This window comes from Rhodococcus sp. YH1 (assembly GCF_009939605.1).
GTDB lineage: Bacteria > Actinomycetota > Actinomycetes > Mycobacteriales > Mycobacteriaceae > Rhodococcus > Rhodococcus aetherivorans.
In genome coordinates this window covers 1-17,709 of the sequence record NZ_WVTE01000024.1, presented here as the reverse complement: position 1 = coordinate 17,709, position 17,709 = coordinate 1, and the positions used below count along the sequence as shown (strand labels likewise).

Sequence of the window (17,709 nt, the reverse complement as noted above, 5' to 3'; positions counted from 1 at the left end):
TCGAACAGCAGCCGCAGCGGCACCGACGCATCGAGCGCCGCACCGATCCGCGAGACCACCTGCGTGGCGATCAGCGAGTTGCCGCCGAGGGCGAAGAAGTCGTCGTCGAGGCCCACCCGGTCGAGACCGAGCACCTCGGCGAACACACCCGCCACGATCTCCTCCACCGGAGTCGTCGCGGCCCGGAACGCCTTGACCTCGAACACCGGCTCCGGCAACGCCTTACGGTCCAGCTTGCCCGACGCGTTCAGCGGCAGCGCGTCCAGTTCCACGAACGCCGACGGCACCATGTACGACGGCAGGTGCGCCTCGAGGGCACGGCGGGCGAGGGTGTGGTCGAACGTCCCGGCCGCGGGGACGACGTACGCCACCAGCTGCTCGTTGCGGACCATCGCGACCGCCTGGGCCGCCTCGGTGTGTTCGACGAGCGCCGCCTCGATCTCGCCCAGCTCGATGCGCAGGCCGCGCAGCTTGACCTGGAAGTCCGTGCGCCCGATGTACTCGAGTTCCCCCCCCTCGGTCCACGTCACCAGGTCGCCCGTGCGGTACAACCGCTCCCCGGGCGCGCCGAACGGCGACGCGACGAACCGGTCGGCCGTCAGGTCCGCCCGACCGACGTAGCCGCGGGCCAGCTGCACCCCGGCCAGGTACAGCTCCCCGGCCACCCCCACCGGGACCGGGCGCAGCCGGGCGTCGAGCACGTACACCCGCGTGTTCCACACCGGCGCACCGATCGGCACCGACACCACGTCCGCGTCGGTCACCTCGTGGAACGTCACGTCCACCGCGGCCTCGGTCGGCCCGTACAGGTTGTGCACGCTCACACCCGGCAGCACCGACCGCACCCGGGCGGCGACGGCGGCGGCGAGGGCCTCACCGGACGCGAAGACGTACCGCAACGACGAGATCCCGCCGACCGCGGACTCCGCGACGAACACCGCCAGCATCGACGGCACGAAGTGCGCGACCGTCACCGACCGTGCGCGCATGACCGCAGCGAGATACCCCGGGTCACGATGGCCGTCCGGCGCCGCCACCACCAGCCGCGCCCCGACCTGCAACGGCCAGAAGAACTCCCACACCGACACATCGAACGTGAACGGCGTCTTCTGCAACACCACATCCTCGGCGGTCAGCCCGTACCGCCCCTGCATCCACACCAGACGATTGACGATCGCCGCATGCGAGACGCCCACACCCTTCGGCCGGCCCGTCGACCCCGACGTGAAGATCACATACGCCGTGTTCGACGGCCGCAACGGCGCCGTCCGGTCCGCATCGGTCAACGGCGCATCCGACAGCGCCGCGACGTCCACCGCGTCGACCGCCAGCACACGCACCGACGACTCCGCCGGCGCCTCGAACCCGTCCCGCGTCGTGGTCAGCACCACCACCGGTTCCGCCACCTCGAGGATGTAGCCGTTGCGCTCGGCCGGCTGATCCGGATCCACCGGCACATACCCGCCCCCGGCCTCCACGACCGCGTACATCCCCACCAGCAGATCCACCGACCGGCGCATCGCCAACCCCACCAGCGACTCCGGCCCCACCCCCACCGACACCAGATGCCGCGCCAACCGGCGCACCCGCCCGGCGAACTCGCCGTACGTCAGCGACTCGTCCCCGAACACCACCGCCACCGCCTCCGGCGACCGGCGCACCCGCTCCTCGAACAACCCCACCAACGTCACCGACGGCACCGGATGTGCCGTGTCGTTCCACACCTCGAGCACCCGCGACCGCTCCACCGGCTCGAGGATCTCCAGGTCACCCACCGCCACCGACGGATCCGCCACCACCTCCTCGAGCACCCGCACGAACCGCGCCGCGAACCCCGCCACCGTCGACGCATCGAACAAATCCGTCGCATAGGTGATCCCGACCGCGTATCCGGCGGAATCGGCTGTCTCGGCAGCCGTTTCGGCGAGGGAGAACTGCAGGTCGAACCGGGCGGTCGCGGCGTCGAAGTCGAGGCCCGAGACGCTCAGGCCCGGCAGCTCGAGGGATCCCATCGCCTGGTTCTGGAAGGACAGCATCACCTGGAACAGCGGGTGCCGCGCCGTCGACCGGGCGGGATTGAGCACCTCCACCAGCCGCTCGAACGGCACGTCCGCGTGCGCGAACGCGTCGAGGTCGGTCCCGCGTACCCGCGCGAGCAGGTCCGCGAAGGACTCCCCACCCTCGACCCGGGTGCGCAGCACCAGGGTGTTGACGAACATGCCGACCAGGTCGTCGAGTTCCTGCTCGCCGCGGCCGGCCACCGGGGTGCCGATGGCGATGTCGTCGGTGCCCGACAACCGCGCCAGCAGCACCGACAGCGCCGCGTGCACCACCATGAACGGGGTGACGTTACGCTCCCGCGCCACCCGTCCGATCGCGGCATGGAGTTCCGGTCCGAGCGAGAACTCGTGCACCGCACCCGCATTGGATGCGAACGCCGGCCGGGGCCGGTCCGACGGCAGGTCGAGCTGCTCGGGCAGCCCGGCGAGCGCGCCGGTCCAGTACGCTTCCTGGCTCGCGATCACCGAGTCCGGATCGTCCTCCGATCCGAGAACCTCCCGCTGCCACAACGCGTAGTCGGCGTACTGCACCGGCAGGGGCTCCCACTCCGGCTCCCCACCGGTGGCGCGCGCCGAGTACGCCACCACCACGTCACGCGTGAGCGGCCCCATGGAGAAGCCGTCGGCCGCGATGTGGTGCACGACGAGGACGAGAACATGCTCGGTCGCGGACACCTCGAACAACCGCGCCCGGAACGGCACCTGTGTCGACACGTCGAAGCCGGCCGAGGCCATCGTCAGGACCTCGCCGAGCAGCTCGGCCTCGGACACCGGGATCGGCGACAGATCGGGAATCACCCGCGAGGTCGGCAGCACCTGCTGGTACGCCACCCCGTCGGCGTCCGGGTACACCGTCCGCAGGGACTCGTGACGGGCCAGCACGTCGGCGACCGCCACCTGCAGCGCGTGCCGGTCCAGCAGTCCGGACAGCCGGATGGCCAGCGGGATGTTGTTCACCGCGGAGTCCGGTTCGAACCGGTTGAGGAACCACATCCGGCGCTGCGCCAACGACAGCGGGACCCGCTCCGGTCGGGTCCGCGCCACCAACGGCGCTCGGCTGCCGGAGGCGTCGGCCTGCTCGAGGCGCGCGGCCAGGGCGGCGACCCCGGACGCCTCGAACAGCGTCCGCACCGGAATCGTGGCGCCGAGCGCCGCGCCGAGACGGGAGATGACCTGCGTGGCGACGAGCGAGTTGCCGCCCAGTTCGAAGAAGTCGTCGTCCAGCCCGACGCGGTCCACGCCGAGGACGTCGGCGAAGACCCGCGCGACGATCTCCTCGACCGGGGTGGTCGGCGCCCGGAAGACGCGGGCCTCCTGCTCCGGTTCCGGCAGTGCACGCCGGTCGAGCTTGCCGCCGGGCGTCAGCGGGATCGAGTCCAGGACCACCACCGCATGCGGCACCATGTAGCTCGTCAGGAACTGCGCCACGGAATCCCTGACGGCGGCGCCGTCGAGTTCGGTGCCCGGTTCGGGGACGACGTACCCGACGAGCTGCTCACCACGCTGCCCGTCCCGGCGCACCGTCGCGACCGACTGGGCGACACCGGCGCACCGCGCGAGGGCCGCCTCGATCTCACCGAGTTCGATCCGGAAGCCGCGGATCTTCACCTGGTCGTCGGCCCGGCCGACGTACTCGACAACACCGGCCGCCTCGTCGCCGGGAGAGCCGAACCACCGCACCACGTCACCGGTGCGGTACATCCGGCTGCCGTCGGTGGCGTACGGGTCTGCCACGAACCGCTCGGCCGTCAGCCCGGCCCGACCCAGATACCCGCGGGCCACCTGGATTCCCGCCAGATACAGCTCGCCGGGGACGCCGACCGGCACCGGCCGCAACCGGTCGTCGAGAACGAGCACCCGCATGCCGCGGACGGGGCCGCCCATCACCACCGGATCACCGGGCAGCAACGCGTCGCTGATGTTCGACGCCACCGTCGACTCGGTGGGACCGTAGGCGTTGAAGAACGCGCGGCGCGATCCGTCGGGCAGGATCGTCGCCCAGCGCGACACCAGGCCCGGGGAGCACGCCTCGCCGCCCGTGATCACCACGCGGACGCAGTCGAGGCCCGCAGGGTCCACCGAGCCGAGGGCAGCGGGGGTCACGAAGGCATGGGTGACCGCTTCGTCCGCCAGCAGGCCGGCGAGTTCGGCGCCGCCGTACACGGAGGTCGGCGCGACGACCATCGTCGCGCCCGCGCCGAACGCCAGCAGCAGTTCGAGAACCGACGCATCGAAGCTCGGCGACGCGAAGTGCAACGTCCGGGAGTCGGCGGTGACGGAATACCGTTCCACCTGTTCGGCACAGAAGTTCACCACGCCGGCATGCGCGACGACCACACCCTTCGGCGTGCCCGTCGTGCCGGAGGTGTAGATGACGTACGCCGGATGCGCCGGAAGCAGCGAGCGTACGCGCTCGGCGTCGGACACCGGTTCCGACGGCAGCCCGGCGCCGGCCTCGACCGCCTCCTCGAGCACGAGCCAGGACACCGTGCCCGGCAGCGTCCGTCGGCGACTCCGATCGCGCTCGCGCCCTGCGCATTGTCGCCGACGACCTCGCCAGCGCCCTGCGCCGCGCGGCACCCGGCCTGCGCTCCGCCGACCCGACCGGCTACGACCACGCCGTCGCGCACGCGCGCACCGCCCAGGGCCTGCTGCGCTATCACGCCGCCATGGCTAGTCCCGCACCCGATCGCATCGCGACCTTGCTCAGCCTGCGCGCCGAGATGATGGCCGAGAACCTGCTCGCGATCGTTGCCCAGGAGCAGCGACGCGGGCCGAGTCTGGTGTTCGCGCACAACGTTCACCTCCAGCGTGCGCAGTCCCACATGCCGGTCGGCGAGAGCGAGGTGAGCTGGGGGAGCGCCGGCGCGCTCGTCGGGCTCACCCTCGGCGAGCGCTATGTGTTCCTGGCCACCGACGCCAACCCCGACAGCGATCCGGGCACCCTCCAGGGCGTGTTGGCCGAGGCGACCACCCGCCGCGCCCTGTTCCCGGCACCGGCCCTGCGCGCCGCGCTTGCCCCGTCGATCGGCGGGGGCGAACCGATCGTGCCCGGCCACATCCCGCTGGGCCCGGCAGACCTGGACGGCGCCGACGCGGTCATCTTCGTCGCCGACACCGACGGAAGACGGCATCAGTACTGGTAGCCGCACTCGACGCGCAGGCCAAGGTCCGCGGAAGCCCCTCACCGAACGAGGACAATCGCGCGAGATATGTTGCGCAACAAGGAATTTGGTTCGCAGACCGACATAGCGGGTTCGAATGGTGCGCACCCGCCACTCCTGGTACCCGCTCACGTTCGCCGGGCGACGGTAGAACACCACCGGACGGTCACCCCGGTCACGGGAGTGGCACGCCGGCCTCGTCTATCGCCAGCCACCGGCCGCCGAACTCCTCGACCTTGTGGCACAGCACCTGCCCGGGCTCCTCGTCGGCATAGAAGTACAGCGGGTGCCCGGCGTAGGTGACCTGAGCGGTCCCGTCGGAGCGCGACGTGGTGCCCAGCAGCCCCTGGTCGGCGTCACCGGCCGCGACGGGAGCACCGGCGGTGAGCACCGGCGGCCACGCCACGGCACAGTCCCCGTAGCAGTCGGGGACCGTGCCTGCCTCCCGGTCGAAGATGTAGATCGCCTGGTCCCTCCGGTCGAAGAGCATTTCACCGATAGGACCGTTCGCCGTGGTGATCACCGTCGGCTCGCCGGCCGTGGTCACCGCAGGTTCCGACGCCGGGACGACATCGTAGGAGCTCTCGCCCGTCGCCCCACAGCCGGTGGCGACGAGCACCACGAGCGGGAGGAGCGCGCACCACATGGCCCCCGGCCCCCGCTCGCCGATCTGTGCCGGCATCACCGATGCTCGGGGTTCTCGAACGACGGATGACACCCGGCGTCCCACAGCGATCGCTGGTTGCCACCCACCGGAAAGCCACCGGCCCGCACGAGCAGTGCGGCGGTGTGCATGAGGTTGTAGGTCATGAATGTGGTGTTGCGATTGGTGAAGTCGTTCTCGGGGCCGCCCGACCCCGGATCGAGGTACGAGGGACCCGGGCCGGCCTCCCCGATCCAGCCGGCGTCGGCCTGCGGCGGGATCACGTATCCGAGGTGCTGGAGGCTGTAGAGGATGTTCATCGCGCAGTGCTTGACGCCGTCCTCGTTGCCGGTGATCAGGCAACCGCCCGCACGGCCGTAGTACGCGTACTGGCCGTGCTCGTTGAGCAGCGAGGAACAGCCGTAGAGACGTTCGACGACCTTCTTGGTGACCGACGAATTGTCACCCAGCCAGATGGGCCCGGCGATGACGAGGATGTGCGCGGCGAGGATCCGGTCGAACAACTGCGGCCATTCGTCGCTCGGCCATCCGTGCTCCGTCATGTCGGGGTACACGCCCGTCGCGATGTCGTGGTCGACGGCCCGGATCTGGTCCACCGTGACACCTTCGCGTTCCATCAACGCCACACTGCGATCGATCAACCCCTGCGTGTTGCTGGTCTCGGGCGATCGTTTGAGCGTGCAGTTGACGAACATGGCGCGTAGCCCCTCGAACTGCGGCGGTCCGCCCGCGCCCTGCGACTCCTCGAACACCGGTTCGGCCATGGGTCCTCCCATACGAGATCCGCACGCCTACGATAGGCCACGACGACACCCCGCGGAGGCGGTTCCGTGTCTCCTCTGCTGCCGGAGACCTCCGGTAACGTTCGGAACATCGTTGCCGGGGAAGGGATCGGCACCCGTGACCGACGAACTCGCGCAGCGAGGACGCGTCGTGAGCGTGCGACTCGAACCCGCCGGGGACCGAGCGTCAGGCCGCCTGTGCGACCTCGGCTCGGACGTCCGTGGCCACCGGGACCGACTTCTGCTTCTCCGGCTGCGTGACCGTGGAGCGCGAGGGCGCACCGCAGTTCCCCGTGGCCCGGCACAGCAGGTGCGTGGCCGCGCAGAACGCCCCGCCGAGTGCCGCCCAGAGGAGCGAACCGAACATCCACATCCCCACCACGGCTACGGCCAGCACCAGCAAGCCGTCCAGCACGAAAGCCCCCACGGGGTGCGCGACCAGAGGCTCGTCGTTGCCGCCCTGTCGTTCCGTCTCCATCCGCCCGTCTCCTTTCCTGCCGACTCCGTATCCGATACCCAGCCCGGACGGAATTCACACCCTCGGTGCACGAACAGGGGACGAGAGGAGCACCGCGACGATCCGGATACGCGTTCGACTGGCGAAATCGTTTTGTGATGCGATACAAATGAGTGCATAATGTGAGAGCGATCACACTGTGGTACGGCAGGGGGTACATCAGTGGTCCATACATGCGAGGGTCGGCACCGGTTACGGACCGATATCGACGACGACGCCGGCGAGTCCTACTCGCGTCTCCGGCACACGTCCGGCACGGCGGCAGGTGCGTGCGTGGTGGCGGCAGCCATGGCGGTCGCCGTCACCGGTTCGGTGCTTCTCGGGCTGGCAGTCGCAGCGTCCGTCCTGGTGGCCGTAGCCATCGCCGCCATCATGATCTGACGCGCGGACCCGGCTCCCCGTTCACGCCTCGACCACCAGGAGCCAATCCTGGTCGCCGTCGACGTTCGTCCCCGGGGTGGCCACGTTTCCGTCCCGATCGATCTCCGCCGGCAGCGAAGGCGCGGCGGCATCGGCGGGATCGATCCAGCCGAGTGTCGCTCCCGGTGGAATCAGTGCACGGTCGAGCCGGATCGTGCGCTGCGTCGGCACATAGACAACGGCGAGCGAGCCGTCCGGGGTGCGTGCAGCGGTGACGTAGTCGTCGTCCAGGACGTCCACCATCTCGTCGTCCGTCGATCGGGTGCCTCGCCCGTCGAGCACGAACGGCTCGTCGACGTCCGGCACCAACTGCCACCAGGCCCACGAGGCCCACAGATCGCGAATGGCCTCGAGCTGTGTGACGGCGGGTGTGTCGAGGCGCGATTCCCAGCCGTCTCGGAACTCCCAGTCGTCGGAGCCACGAAACTCCCCCGGTGATCCGGAGGTCAACGCCCACAGAGCCTGGCGCCGAAGGGTCTCGTCGGTTGTCGGCGCCGTGTCGGGCTGGTTGTTCTCGCCCTCGTAGTTTCCCTCCGAGAAGACGGCGGGACGCGGGTCCCTGCCGCCCGCCGGTCGCTGGTAACCGTCCAGCACTGCCTTGTACGTCGGCAGATATGTGTAGACGAAGTTCCAGTCCGCCAACGGTTCCCAGAAGGGGTTGTCCGTCGAGAGCGATTTCTGGGGTCCCAGCTGTATCGAGAACGACCTGTCCGAGCCGGCCGCCCTGATCCCTTGGAGCATGCCGCGCAACACGTGGTCGGAGTCGGAACCCGCAGCGGGATCGTCTGTCTCGGGAGAATAGTCCCCGCCGGTCATCCAGACGATGTTCGGAAACCGAGCGTATCGCTGGGCGAACATCCGGCCGTAGACGGCGGCCTGTTCGGCAGTCGCCGACGCGAACACGTCGGAGATGTTCCACCCGTCCATCGGGTAGAGGAACAGCGTGTTCCCGTGCCGGCAGGCGATCCGCAGGTACTCGTCGACACGCGCCCAGTACCGCTCGTTCCACGCCGTGATGTCACCGTCGACGAACGGTCGGATGCCGTCGAAGGTCGCTCCCTCCTCGCTCGGCCCGCCGTTGTCGGGGACGGCGACCGCAGAGATTATCGATGCGTTGAACCCGTGGGCCTCACGATTCGCGAAGTACGATTCGGCCTGCTCGGGCGACCAGTCCGCCAGGCCGGACCACGGCGAGTCTCCGCGAATCAGGATCGGGTCGCCATGCTGATCTTCGAAGTAGCGGCCGTCACGACCGACAGCGGAGATGTAGCGATGGCCGGCGCTCTCGGTGACGTCGCACGCTGCGGCCGCCGGGACGGTCGCGGGCGGCGACGGCCGAACCTGCGGCCCGCCGCCATCCGAACAACTCGCCAGGCAGAGCACGACCAGGAGGGACAGGCCGGCGGTTCTCTTCACATTTCTCCCACCCGGTGTCGGCTACGCGCCCCGGAGAAGTCCACGCCCTCCGGGACTTCAGCCGTTCCACTGCCTTCGTCCTCACCCGGTTGCCGCATGCGCTCGCCGACACACGCGCACAGTCGAGCCTATCTCGTGACGTCACTTCCCGGACCGCCCGTTCCGCCTCGAAGGTCCCCGGTTCCGGCTTACCGTGAGCGTGCGGCTGGATGTTCGCGCCCGGACCGTCGCCGGCCGCACAGCACGGGGAGGGAGCACGATGAACGATCTCCTCCGGCAGGTCGCCGAACTGCGTACGGATCTACAGGCCCTGGACCGGCGCGTGCGCTCCCTCGCCGAGGCGTTCGACCTGGTGGATCCGGTACCGGACGACGACGCCGCCGAGGCCAACCTGCGGGAGGTCGTCGACGGCCTCAGCGACGCCCACCTGGATCTGAGCACCGCGGACAAGCATCTCGAGACCGTCGCGTCGCACGCGGCCCGGCTCGGCGCCTGACCGCGTCGGCCGTCGCCGGGGGCCTTGCCGCGGTAGGCTCGGCCTCGCCACTGTTCGACCAGGACGGCCGGATTCGGACCGGCGCCGCAGGAGGGCAGCTATATGAACGGTGCCGTCGGCAGCGATCGGCGGATCGCCCACCACGCCGCCTCTCGGGGTGCGCCGGACACCGGGCATCTGCCGCAGCGGCCCCGAGTGGTGGTCGTCGGCGCGGGCATCGCGGGGCTGACCGCCGCCACCGCCCTCGCCGAGCGCGGCGTGGAGGTCGAGGTGCTCGAACGCGAGGCTCACCTCGGCGGGCGGGTCGGCGGGTGGCACGAGCGGCTCGACGACGGCACCGGGATCGCGATGAACCGCGGGTTCCACGCCTTCTTCCGGCAGTACTACAACCTGCGCCGGCTGCTGCGCCGCACCGACCCGGATCTGCAACGGCTGACGGCGGTCGACGACTATCCGCTCATCGACGGCGAGGGCCGGCGCGACACCTTTCGCGGGATCCCGAACACCCCTCCGTGGAACGCGCTGGTGTTCGCGTTGCGCAGCCCCACGTTCCGGCTGCAGGACCTGGTGCGCATCGACGTGCGGGCGGCGGCCCCGCTGGCGACCGTGTCCGTGCCGGAGATCTACGACCGGCTCGACGACGTCGATGCACAGACGTTCCTGCAGCGCATCCGCTTTCCGGAGGCGGCCAACCATCTGGCGTTCGAGGTGTTCTCGCGCAGCTTCTTCGCTCCCCCGGCCGGCATGTCGGCCGCCGAGCTGGCCACGATGTTCCACATCTACTTCCTCGGCTCCGCCGAGGGACTGCTCTTCGACGTGGCCACCGGCAACTTCGACACCACCCTGTGGGAGCCGCTCGGCCGGTACCTCGCGGGACACGGCGCGCGCATCCGGACGTCCACCGCGGTGACCGGCGTCGAACTCGGCGGTACCCGGACCTTCCGCGTCCACGACGGCACCGGCGGCAGCATCGACGCCGACGGCCTCGTCCTCGCGCTCGATGTGGCCGGGCTGCGCGCCCTCGTCGACGCCTCGCCGGATCTCGGCGATCCCGGATGGCGTTCCCGGGTGGACCGATTGCGTTCCGCGCCCCCGTTCCTGGTGCAGCGCCTGTGGCTGGACCGTCCCGTCGCCGCGGACCGCCCGGCATTTCTCGGCACCGGCGGCCTGCGCCCGCTCGACAATGTCAGCGTGCTCGACCGTTACGAGGAGGAGGCCCGGGCCTGGACTCGCCGCACCGGCGGCTCGGTCGTGGAACTGCACGCGTACGCCGCGACGGGAGATGCTGTCGGCGGGGAACATTCGCCCGACGACGTGCGCGCCCAGGTGCTCGCGCGCCTGCACGCGATCTATCCCGAGACCGCCGCGGCCCGCGTCGTCGAGGAACGCACCCTCTGGCGTCAGGACTGTCCGTTGTTCGGGGTGGGCGATTTCGCGCGACGGCCCACCGTCCGCACCCCGCACGAACGGTTGATGCTCGCCGGCGACGGCATCCGGATCGACCTGCCGGTGGCCCTCATGGAACGCGCGGCCACCACCGGGTGGCACGCCGCGAATTCCCTTCTCGCGCAATGGGGTGTGGCCGGACACGACCTGTATACGGTGCCCACGCAGGGCCGTTCACCCGTCCTGCGCCGGCTCGCCGCCCTGGAAAGGCACCCCGCATGAGCGTGCTCGATCCGCTGTACCGGCGCTGGCCCGACACCTGGCCCGTCCGGCCCATCGACCCGGACCGCTGGGCCGCGCAGCAACCCACCTACCGCGGTGCACGGCCCGAGCTGATCTCCGCCGTCCTCGACCGCGCCCAGCGCCGGCCGTCCGGCAACTGGTACGTCGTGGCGGCCAGCCGTGAGATCGGCGCGGACCGGCCCTTCGGCATCACGATCGCCGGCATCGAACTCGTCGCCTGGCGCGACGGCGACCGGGTGCTCGTCGGCCCCGGCGCCTGCCCCCACCTCGGCGCCCCGATGGCGCTGGCCGCGGTGGACTGCGGCGCGCTGGTCTGCCGCTGGCACGGGCTGCGCCTCGACGCCGACGGCGCCTACGGCTGGAAGCCCTTCCCCAGCCACGACGACGGGGTGCTCGTGTGGGTCCGTCTCGATCACGTCGGCGGCGAGGAGCCGACGGAACTGCCGATCGTCCCGACTCGCCCGACGGCCGGGTCCCGCATCGCCGCGGTGGCCACCCTCGTCGGTGTGTGCGAACCGGCCGACATCGTCGCCAACCGCCTCGACCCGTGGCACGGCGCCTGGTTCCACCCGTATTCGTTCGCCCGCCTGGAGGTGGTCGAGGCTCCCTCCACCCGCGGCACTGCGGACGGCGAGGACCGGTTCCTCGTCGACGTCACCTTCCGGGTCGCCGGCCGGATCGGTGTGCCGGTGCGCGCCGAATTCACCAGCCCGGACCCGCGCACCGTCGTCATGCGGATCGTGTCGGGCGAGGGCGTGGGCAGCGTGGTCGAGACCCACGCGACGCCCCTCGGTGCCGGACCGGACGGGCGGCCCCGGACCGCGATCGTCGAGGCCGTCGTCGCCGATTCCCCTCGCCCCGGGTTCGGCATCGCCACCCGGCGCGCCGCCGCCGCCCTCCGCCCCCTCATGCGGCACACGGCCACCCGGCTGTGGCGCGACGACCTGGACTACGCCGAACGGCGCTATCAACTCCGCACCGCGGCACAACCGGGCCGCGTCCCCGGCCGGTAGCCGCTGCGCGGCGGGCATCCCGCACGGATTCGGGACCGAGGACCCTGGCCCGCGGTGTGGCACGCGCGCACAGTCGAGGCATGCTCGACACCGTCCTCGACATCTTCCGGGTGCGCCAGTACTTCGACCTCCTCTCCCGCGGTCGTGACGTGGTCGAAGGCGTGCGCAGCGACGCCGGTTTTCTCGTCGACGTCGCGCGGGCGGCCCTGCAGCGGCCCTCGGCCACGCCGGACCGGGAACTGCACCCCTTTCCCCGGTTCGAGCCCTTCCGGGTCGGGCTGCAGGAGGGGGATCGGATCGCGATGGCCGCGACAGGGGGCAGCGGAGCGCTCGCGTCTCTGGTCGGTGTGGCCCGGGCGATGGAGGAGGGTGGGATCCGGCCGGCGGTGATCTCCCTGTGCTCCGGTTCCGCGCTGTTCGGCTTCCCGATCGCAGCGGGAGTCCCCGCCGAGGAGGTCGCAGAGTTCACCCTCGCGCTGGATCCCGAGGACTATCTCGACGTCGACTGGCGTCGCCTGCTCGCCGTCGCACCGACGGTGGGCCGCGGATTCGCCGGCATCCTGCGCGGCGATGCGATCGAGGCCACGTACCGGCGCCTGCTCGGCGACATGACTCTCGCCGCGATGCCCGTACCCGCCTACGCGCCGATCTGGAACATCGAACAGAACCGGCTCGAATACCTCGGGCCACGAACGTATCCCGACCTGCCCGTGGCCCGGGCCGTGCACATGGCGGTCGCGCTGCCGCTGTTCGTCGCGCCCGTCGAGCTCGGCGGATTCCACTGGTGTGACGGCGGGATCGTCGACATCTTCCCCGTCCACCCGCTGCTCGACCTCGAGCAGCCGTGCGAGGTCACCCTCGCCGTCAACGGCTTCTACCCACCCGGCTTCGAAGGCGAGGACGCCACCGGCTGGGCCGAGCGGCGCGCGAGCATCCTCTACATTGCCGGTCAGGTGCGCACGTCCCAGCAGGTCGAGCTGGCGCGGGAGAACCTGGCGCGGCTGCGCTCGGCCTCCCACGTCACGATGATCGAGCCGGTTCCGTACGAGAAAGTGCGAGGCGTCGGCTTCTACCGGCAGTTCCTCGGCACCCGGGACTGGCCGGAGTTCATGCATGCCGGACGTGCCGATGCCCGGCGCGTCCTGGCGGCGTGACGAGTCGCTCGCCGGCAGCGGAACTTGTCGGTCCCCTCGGGCACTGTGTACAGCGTGCCCGCACGGGTACCACTCGACAGAACGGCTCGGGAGATTCCACGGGAGGTTCGACATGGCGAACGTAACGATGTTCCGTCGGGTGATCGCACCGGCTGCGGTGGCGTTCCCCTCCTCCGCGCTGGCGGACGCCCTGCTCGCCGCGGCGGCCGCGGTGCCGCTGCACGGATCGGTGGCCGGCGCGGTGGAAGGCAGCGTGGACGACGCGGTGCGGGTGCTGACCGCCGACGAGGGCGGGTTGTTCCCGTCGCAGGCAGCGGCCATCGTCTACGAGTCCTTCGTGGCGGCGATACGGGGGCTCGACACGATCGAGACCGCGGTCGCCCTCGGCACCGTCTTCACCGCCTACCTGGACCGGCTCACCGCCGCGAATCCCGCCCCGACGGACGCCGCGGCGGCCTAGCCACGCGGATCGGACCGGCCGCGACGTGCGGGTCCGCGTTTCCGGGCCCCGCCGTACCCGCCGGTCGTCGGTAGACTGGAAGACGACCCTGCCGTGCACGGCACCCAGGTATGACGAGAAGCAGGCTCGGTAGATCGTGAGTGAAGGACGGATTCGGCACGCGGTTGCGCCCGACCGGGTCGGGGCCCGGACCCACATATCCCCGTTGCGTCGGCTGAAGCAGCGATGGCTCCGCTGGCGCCGGCGCATCGAGACGCGCCCGTCGCTGAATCTGACGTACCGCCTCACCGTCGGTACCTTCGGAACGCTCGTGTTGCTGGCCGGCGTCGTCGCCATCCCCTACCCCGGACCGGGCTGGCTGATCGTCTTCGCCGGCCTCGGGATCCTGGCCTCGGAGTTCGCCTGGGCTCACCGTCTGCTGCACTTCGCGCGGGGCCGCTACGACCGGTTCATGCACTGGTTCGGGCAGCAGTCGCTGGTGGTGCGGGGCGCGGGAGCGCTCACGACCGGCGCGATCGTGGTCATGACGCTGTGGCTGCTGGGCACGCTCAGCCTGGCCGGCGGCTGGATCGGGGTCGACTACTCGTGGCTCGACAGCCCGCTCTAGCCGACTGCCGGACCGTCAGAGCATCCGGACCGTGTCGCCCGGATGCAGGCGTTCGACCCGGCCTCGGCATTCGATCTCGATCGGCCGCTGGATGCCCGCACCTGCACTGACCTCGACCTGCCGACCGGAGATCCGCACCTGCAGGTGGTGCCCCCGATAGAAGATCGGGAATTCGAGCGCGCCGAGTTCCTCCGGCCACTCCGGGCCGAAGACCAGGCGGTCCCCCCGCGCCTCGAGCCCGGAGAAGCAACGCTGCAGCAGGTCGACGCTGCCGGCCATGGCCGCGAGATGAATCCCCTCCGACGTGGTGCCACCCTGGATGTCGGCGATGTCGGACGCCAGCACCCGGTCGAAGAACTCCATGGCCTGACCGCGATGCGCCCGGGCCAGAACCCATGAGTGGACCACCGCGCTCAGCGTCGACCCGTGTGACGTCCGCGCCATGTAGTAGTCGATCGTCCGCGGGATGGTTTCGCCCGTCAGCTGGTAGCCGAGCCGCTCGAACAGCTCCCGCAGTTCGTCCGCCGACAGCAGGTAGAACAGCATGAGCACGTCGGCCTGCTTCGACGCGCGGTAGCGGTTGACGTCGTCGCCCTCGGCCTCGAGGAGCCGGTCGAGACGCTGGATGTCGCCGTGCCGGCGCCGGTATCCCTCCCAGTCGAGTTCGGCCAGGTCCCCGTAGCCCTCGAACTGGCTGATGACCTGATCGTGGAAGGGCACGAACATGCGGCGGCTGACGTCCTCCCAACGCGCCGTCTCGCGAGCGGTCAGGCCGAGGGTATCGACCAGTTCGGTGCGGATCCGCAGCGGGATGATCTCCAGCGCCTCGAGCGCGCGCAGGATCACCCACACCGCCATGACGTTGGTGTAGGCGTTGTTGTCGATCCCGTCGAAGGGCGCGTCGGGATAGCCGGAGTGGAACTCGTCCGGGCCGATGACGCCGCGGATGACGTACCGATCACGGGCGCGGTCGTACGTGGCGAGATCGGCGAAGAACCGGGCGATCTCCACCAGCATCTCGGCCCCGTACTCCGCGAGGAACCCCAGATCCCCGGTCACCTGGTAGTACTGCCACACGTTGTGCGCGACCGCGACCCCGATGTGGTGCTGGCGCCAGCTCGCGTCGGGATTCCACCGTCCCGACTTCGGATTGAGGTGCACCTGCTGGCTCTCCTCGCGGCCGTCGCTGCCGGACTGCCACGGGAACATCGCGCCGCTGTGACCCGCCTCCCGCGCCGCGCGGCGGGCCTCGTCCAGGCGGCGGTGGCGGTAGCGCAGGAGCGAACGGGTCAACCCCGGCAACCTCAGGTTCAGCACCGGCAGCACGAACAGCTCGTCCCAGAAGATGTGCCCTCGATACGCCTCGCCGTGCAGGCCGCGCGCCGGTACGCCGACGTCGAGATCCGCGGTGTTCGGCGACAGCGTCTGCAGCATCTGCAGCAGGTGCAGCCGCACTATCCGCAGGCCTTCGCCGTCGCCCCCGAGGAAGATGTCCACGCGGTCCCACAGGTGCACCCAGGCGAGTACGTGCCCCTCGAGCGTTTCCTCGAAGCGCCCCGTGCGGGCCAGCCAGCGCGTGGCCTCCTCCGACGGCTCGGACACCGCCTGGTCACGCCCGGTGAACAGGGTGGCCATCTTCTCCAGGGTCACGGGCTCCCCGGCCGCGACATCGAGCGCGATGATGTGCCCGACCCGCCCGCCCGAGTCGAGGAGGGTGTACTCGGCGGGGATCCGTTCGTCGTCGCGCCAGAGCGTGCTGCGAGCCGCCACGGCGACGGGGATGCGGGACTGGTTGGTCTGCACCGTCAGGCACACCGAGTCCTCGGACAACCGGGCGGTGTGCAGCAATCGGAGATGATCGCCGGCCAGGTGCCGGTAGCGCTCGACGAGCGTGTTGCGGACCGCGCCGTCGACCTCCGACCGGATCTCGAGCCGCCCCGACCAGTCCTCCGGGACGATCGTCGTCTCGAGGCCGCACACGTGCGGCTGGTGCATCGCGACGAACCGGCGCTGCACGACCGTCGTCGTGCGGCCCGCACCGTCGCGGAATCGGAACCGCCGGGTGAGCACGGCCCGGCGCAGATCGAGGTACTGGCAGTACTCCCGCACTTCGACGCAGTCGATGTCGAACCACTCGCCGCCGTCGATGCGGAAGGTGACCGGCAGCCAGTTCGGCAGGTTCACCATGCTCTCGTTGTCGATGGTGCGGCCCGCCACCTCGTCCGTCAGGCGGTTGAAGATCCCGGCGGCGTACGTGCCGGGGTAGTGCACGGCACCGGCGCGGGATTCGGGGGCGCAGCCACGAGTGGCGAAGTACCCGTTGCCGACCGTGCACACGGCCTCGCGCAGTTTCTCGGCCGGCGGATCGTAACCCTCGAAGTACAGGGTCCAGGCGTCGTGACGCGGGCCGACCTCCTGGTCCTCGCCCCACAGCTCGTCGAGCCGCTGCAGCAGCCGCCGGACCTGTTCGGGGCCGTCCACCGAGAACTGTGCCGCCGAGCGACGGTCGCCGTCCTCGGTGTGGCGCACCACGATTCCGAGTCCGGTGCCGGCCAGCGCGTCGAACGCGTCCTCGTCGGTGATGTCGTCACCGATGTAGACCGGGATCGGGTTGTCCTCGTCGCGCACGTGCTCGAGCACCCATTCGAGAGCCCGGCCCTTGTCCCAGTCGACGTCGGGGCGGATCTCGACGACTTTGCGACCGGTCGTGACCCGGAGGTGGTCCTCGGCGGCGGCGACCTCGTGCACCGCGGCGACGAGTCCCTCCTCGCGGTCCGGAGCGACGTTGCGGTAGTGCACGGCGACGGTGAACCGCTTGTGTTCGATCACCGCGCCCGGCACGTCGGCGAGCCGTTCCTGCAGAGCGGCGGCGGCCCGCTCGAGGTAGGGCACGGCGGCCAGGGCCGCGTCGTTCTGCTGGTGCTGCCCGTCGGGGCCGATCAGTTCGAAGCCGTGACTTCCCGCATACCACAGGCCCGGAAGACCGACCCGGGTCTGCACGTCGGCGAGGTCGCGTCCCGAAATGACGGCGACGGTGCATTCGCTCGCCAGGGAAGACAGCACCGCCGCCGCACCGTCGACCAGCGTGGCGGCCGCGGGATCGTTCACAATCTCGGACAGCGTGCCGTCGAAGTCGAGGTTCCGCCTCGACGGCGCGATCCGCATGGCGCCGCGGTGAAACCCGTCGGCGTGCAGGTGGGATCGCACCATGAGCACACACGCCTTGTATACGCCGAGGACCTGGGCATCGGCCAGCGTTTCGACTTG

General features: G+C 70.5%; 11 protein-coding genes and 2 pseudogenes. 7 read left to right on the top strand and 6 right to left on the bottom strand.

Annotation, left to right across the window (positions count from 1 at the left end):
• A pseudogene (locus AIIKEEIJ_RS02985) lies at positions 1-4,559 on the bottom strand (amino acid adenylation domain-containing protein); the annotation flags it as partial.
• On the opposite strand from AIIKEEIJ_RS02985, the pseudogene AIIKEEIJ_RS02980 reads away from it, so the two are divergent.
• Positions 4,553-5,206 (top strand): annotated as a pseudogene (locus AIIKEEIJ_RS02980) (erythromycin esterase family protein); the annotation flags it as partial. The pseudogenes AIIKEEIJ_RS02985 and AIIKEEIJ_RS02980 overlap by 7 nt on opposite strands.
• A gap of 193 nt (positions 5,207-5,399) precedes the next feature.
• On the opposite strand, the gene AIIKEEIJ_RS02975 reads toward AIIKEEIJ_RS02980, so the two are convergent.
• From AIIKEEIJ_RS02975 to AIIKEEIJ_RS02960, 4 genes are all read right to left on the bottom strand, one after another.
• Positions 5,400-5,906, bottom strand: coding sequence for a hypothetical protein (locus AIIKEEIJ_RS02975; RefSeq protein ID WP_161994899.1), 507 nt, complete (start codon positions 5,904-5,906; stop codon positions 5,400-5,402).
• Positions 5,906-6,652 (bottom strand): flavodoxin family protein, encoded by a 747-nt coding sequence (locus AIIKEEIJ_RS02970; protein WP_037200461.1) that lies wholly within the window; start codon positions 6,650-6,652, stop codon positions 5,906-5,908. Before AIIKEEIJ_RS02970 ends, AIIKEEIJ_RS02975 begins: the two co-directional genes overlap by 1 nt.
• 205 nt (positions 6,653-6,857) lie before the next feature.
• Complete coding sequence (locus tag AIIKEEIJ_RS02965) at positions 6,858-7,148, bottom strand: hypothetical protein (protein WP_161994898.1); 291 nt, start codon at positions 7,146-7,148, stop codon at positions 6,858-6,860.
• A 441-nt stretch (positions 7,149-7,589) separates the two neighbouring features.
• Complete coding sequence (locus AIIKEEIJ_RS02960) at positions 7,590-9,023, bottom strand: apiosidase-like domain-containing protein (RefSeq protein ID WP_161994897.1); 1,434 nt, start codon at positions 9,021-9,023, stop codon at positions 7,590-7,592.
• Between the two features lie 259 nt (positions 9,024-9,282).
• On the opposite strand from AIIKEEIJ_RS02960, the gene AIIKEEIJ_RS02955 reads away from it, so the two are divergent.
• From AIIKEEIJ_RS02955 to AIIKEEIJ_RS02930, 6 genes are all read left to right on the top strand, one after another.
• Entirely contained in the window at positions 9,283-9,519 is a 237-nt protein-coding gene (locus AIIKEEIJ_RS02955; protein WP_161994896.1) for a hypothetical protein, read from the top strand.
• A 102-nt stretch (positions 9,520-9,621) separates the two neighbouring features.
• The gene (locus AIIKEEIJ_RS02950) at positions 9,622-11,187 is read left to right on the top strand and encodes an FAD-dependent oxidoreductase (protein ID WP_161994895.1); all 1,566 of its coding nucleotides are present in this window, start codon (positions 9,622-9,624) and stop codon (positions 11,185-11,187) included.
• Entirely contained in the window at positions 11,184-12,221 is a 1,038-nt protein-coding gene (locus AIIKEEIJ_RS02945; RefSeq protein WP_029540827.1) for a DUF5914 domain-containing protein, read from the top strand. Before AIIKEEIJ_RS02950 ends, AIIKEEIJ_RS02945 begins: the two co-directional genes overlap by 4 nt.
• 80 nt (positions 12,222-12,301) lie before the next feature.
• Positions 12,302-13,375 (top strand): patatin-like phospholipase family protein, encoded by a 1,074-nt coding sequence (locus tag AIIKEEIJ_RS02940; protein ID WP_161994894.1) that lies wholly within the window; start codon positions 12,302-12,304, stop codon positions 13,373-13,375.
• Between the two features lie 112 nt (positions 13,376-13,487).
• On the top strand, positions 13,488-13,835 hold the full coding sequence (locus AIIKEEIJ_RS02935; protein ID WP_174824746.1) for a hypothetical protein: 348 nt from the start codon (positions 13,488-13,490) through the stop codon (positions 13,833-13,835).
• Between the two features lie 205 nt (positions 13,836-14,040).
• Entirely contained in the window at positions 14,041-14,442 is a 402-nt protein-coding gene (locus tag AIIKEEIJ_RS02930; protein WP_161994893.1) for a TIGR02611 family protein, read from the top strand.
• Positions 14,443-14,457: 15 nt separating this feature from the next.
• Here AIIKEEIJ_RS02930 and otsB read toward each other — a convergent pair whose 3' ends face one another.
• Positions 14,458-17,652, bottom strand: a complete 3,195-nt coding sequence (gene otsB, locus AIIKEEIJ_RS02925) for a trehalose-phosphatase (protein ID WP_238406180.1) — start codon at positions 17,650-17,652, stop codon at positions 14,458-14,460.
• Positions 17,653-17,709: the final 57 nt, after the last annotated feature.

Excerpts from the sequence above, each read along its gene's own strand:
- AIIKEEIJ_RS02940 (WP_161994894.1), top strand. The coding sequence starts at position 12,302 with ATGCTCGACACCGTCCTCGACATCTTCCGGGTGCGCCAGTACTTCGAC.
- AIIKEEIJ_RS02970 (WP_037200461.1), bottom strand. The coding sequence starts at position 6,652 with ATGGCCGAACCGGTGTTCGAGGAGTCGCAGGGCGCGGGCGGACCGCCG.
- AIIKEEIJ_RS02975 (WP_161994899.1), bottom strand. The coding sequence starts at position 5,906 with ATGCCGGCACAGATCGGCGAGCGGGGGCCGGGGGCCATGTGGTGCGCG.
- AIIKEEIJ_RS02945 (WP_029540827.1), top strand. The coding sequence starts at position 11,184 with ATGAGCGTGCTCGATCCGCTGTACCGGCGCTGGCCCGACACCTGGCCC.
- AIIKEEIJ_RS02935 (WP_174824746.1), top strand. The coding sequence starts at position 13,488 with ATGGCGAACGTAACGATGTTCCGTCGGGTGATCGCACCGGCTGCGGTG.
- AIIKEEIJ_RS02955 (WP_161994896.1), top strand. The coding sequence starts at position 9,283 with ATGAACGATCTCCTCCGGCAGGTCGCCGAACTGCGTACGGATCTACAG.
- AIIKEEIJ_RS02950 (WP_161994895.1), top strand. The coding sequence starts at position 9,622 with ATGAACGGTGCCGTCGGCAGCGATCGGCGGATCGCCCACCACGCCGCC.
- otsB (WP_238406180.1), bottom strand. The coding sequence starts at position 17,652 with ATGGTGCGATCCCACCTGCACGCCGACGGGTTTCACCGCGGCGCCATG.
- AIIKEEIJ_RS02965 (WP_161994898.1), bottom strand. The coding sequence starts at position 7,148 with ATGGAGACGGAACGACAGGGCGGCAACGACGAGCCTCTGGTCGCGCAC.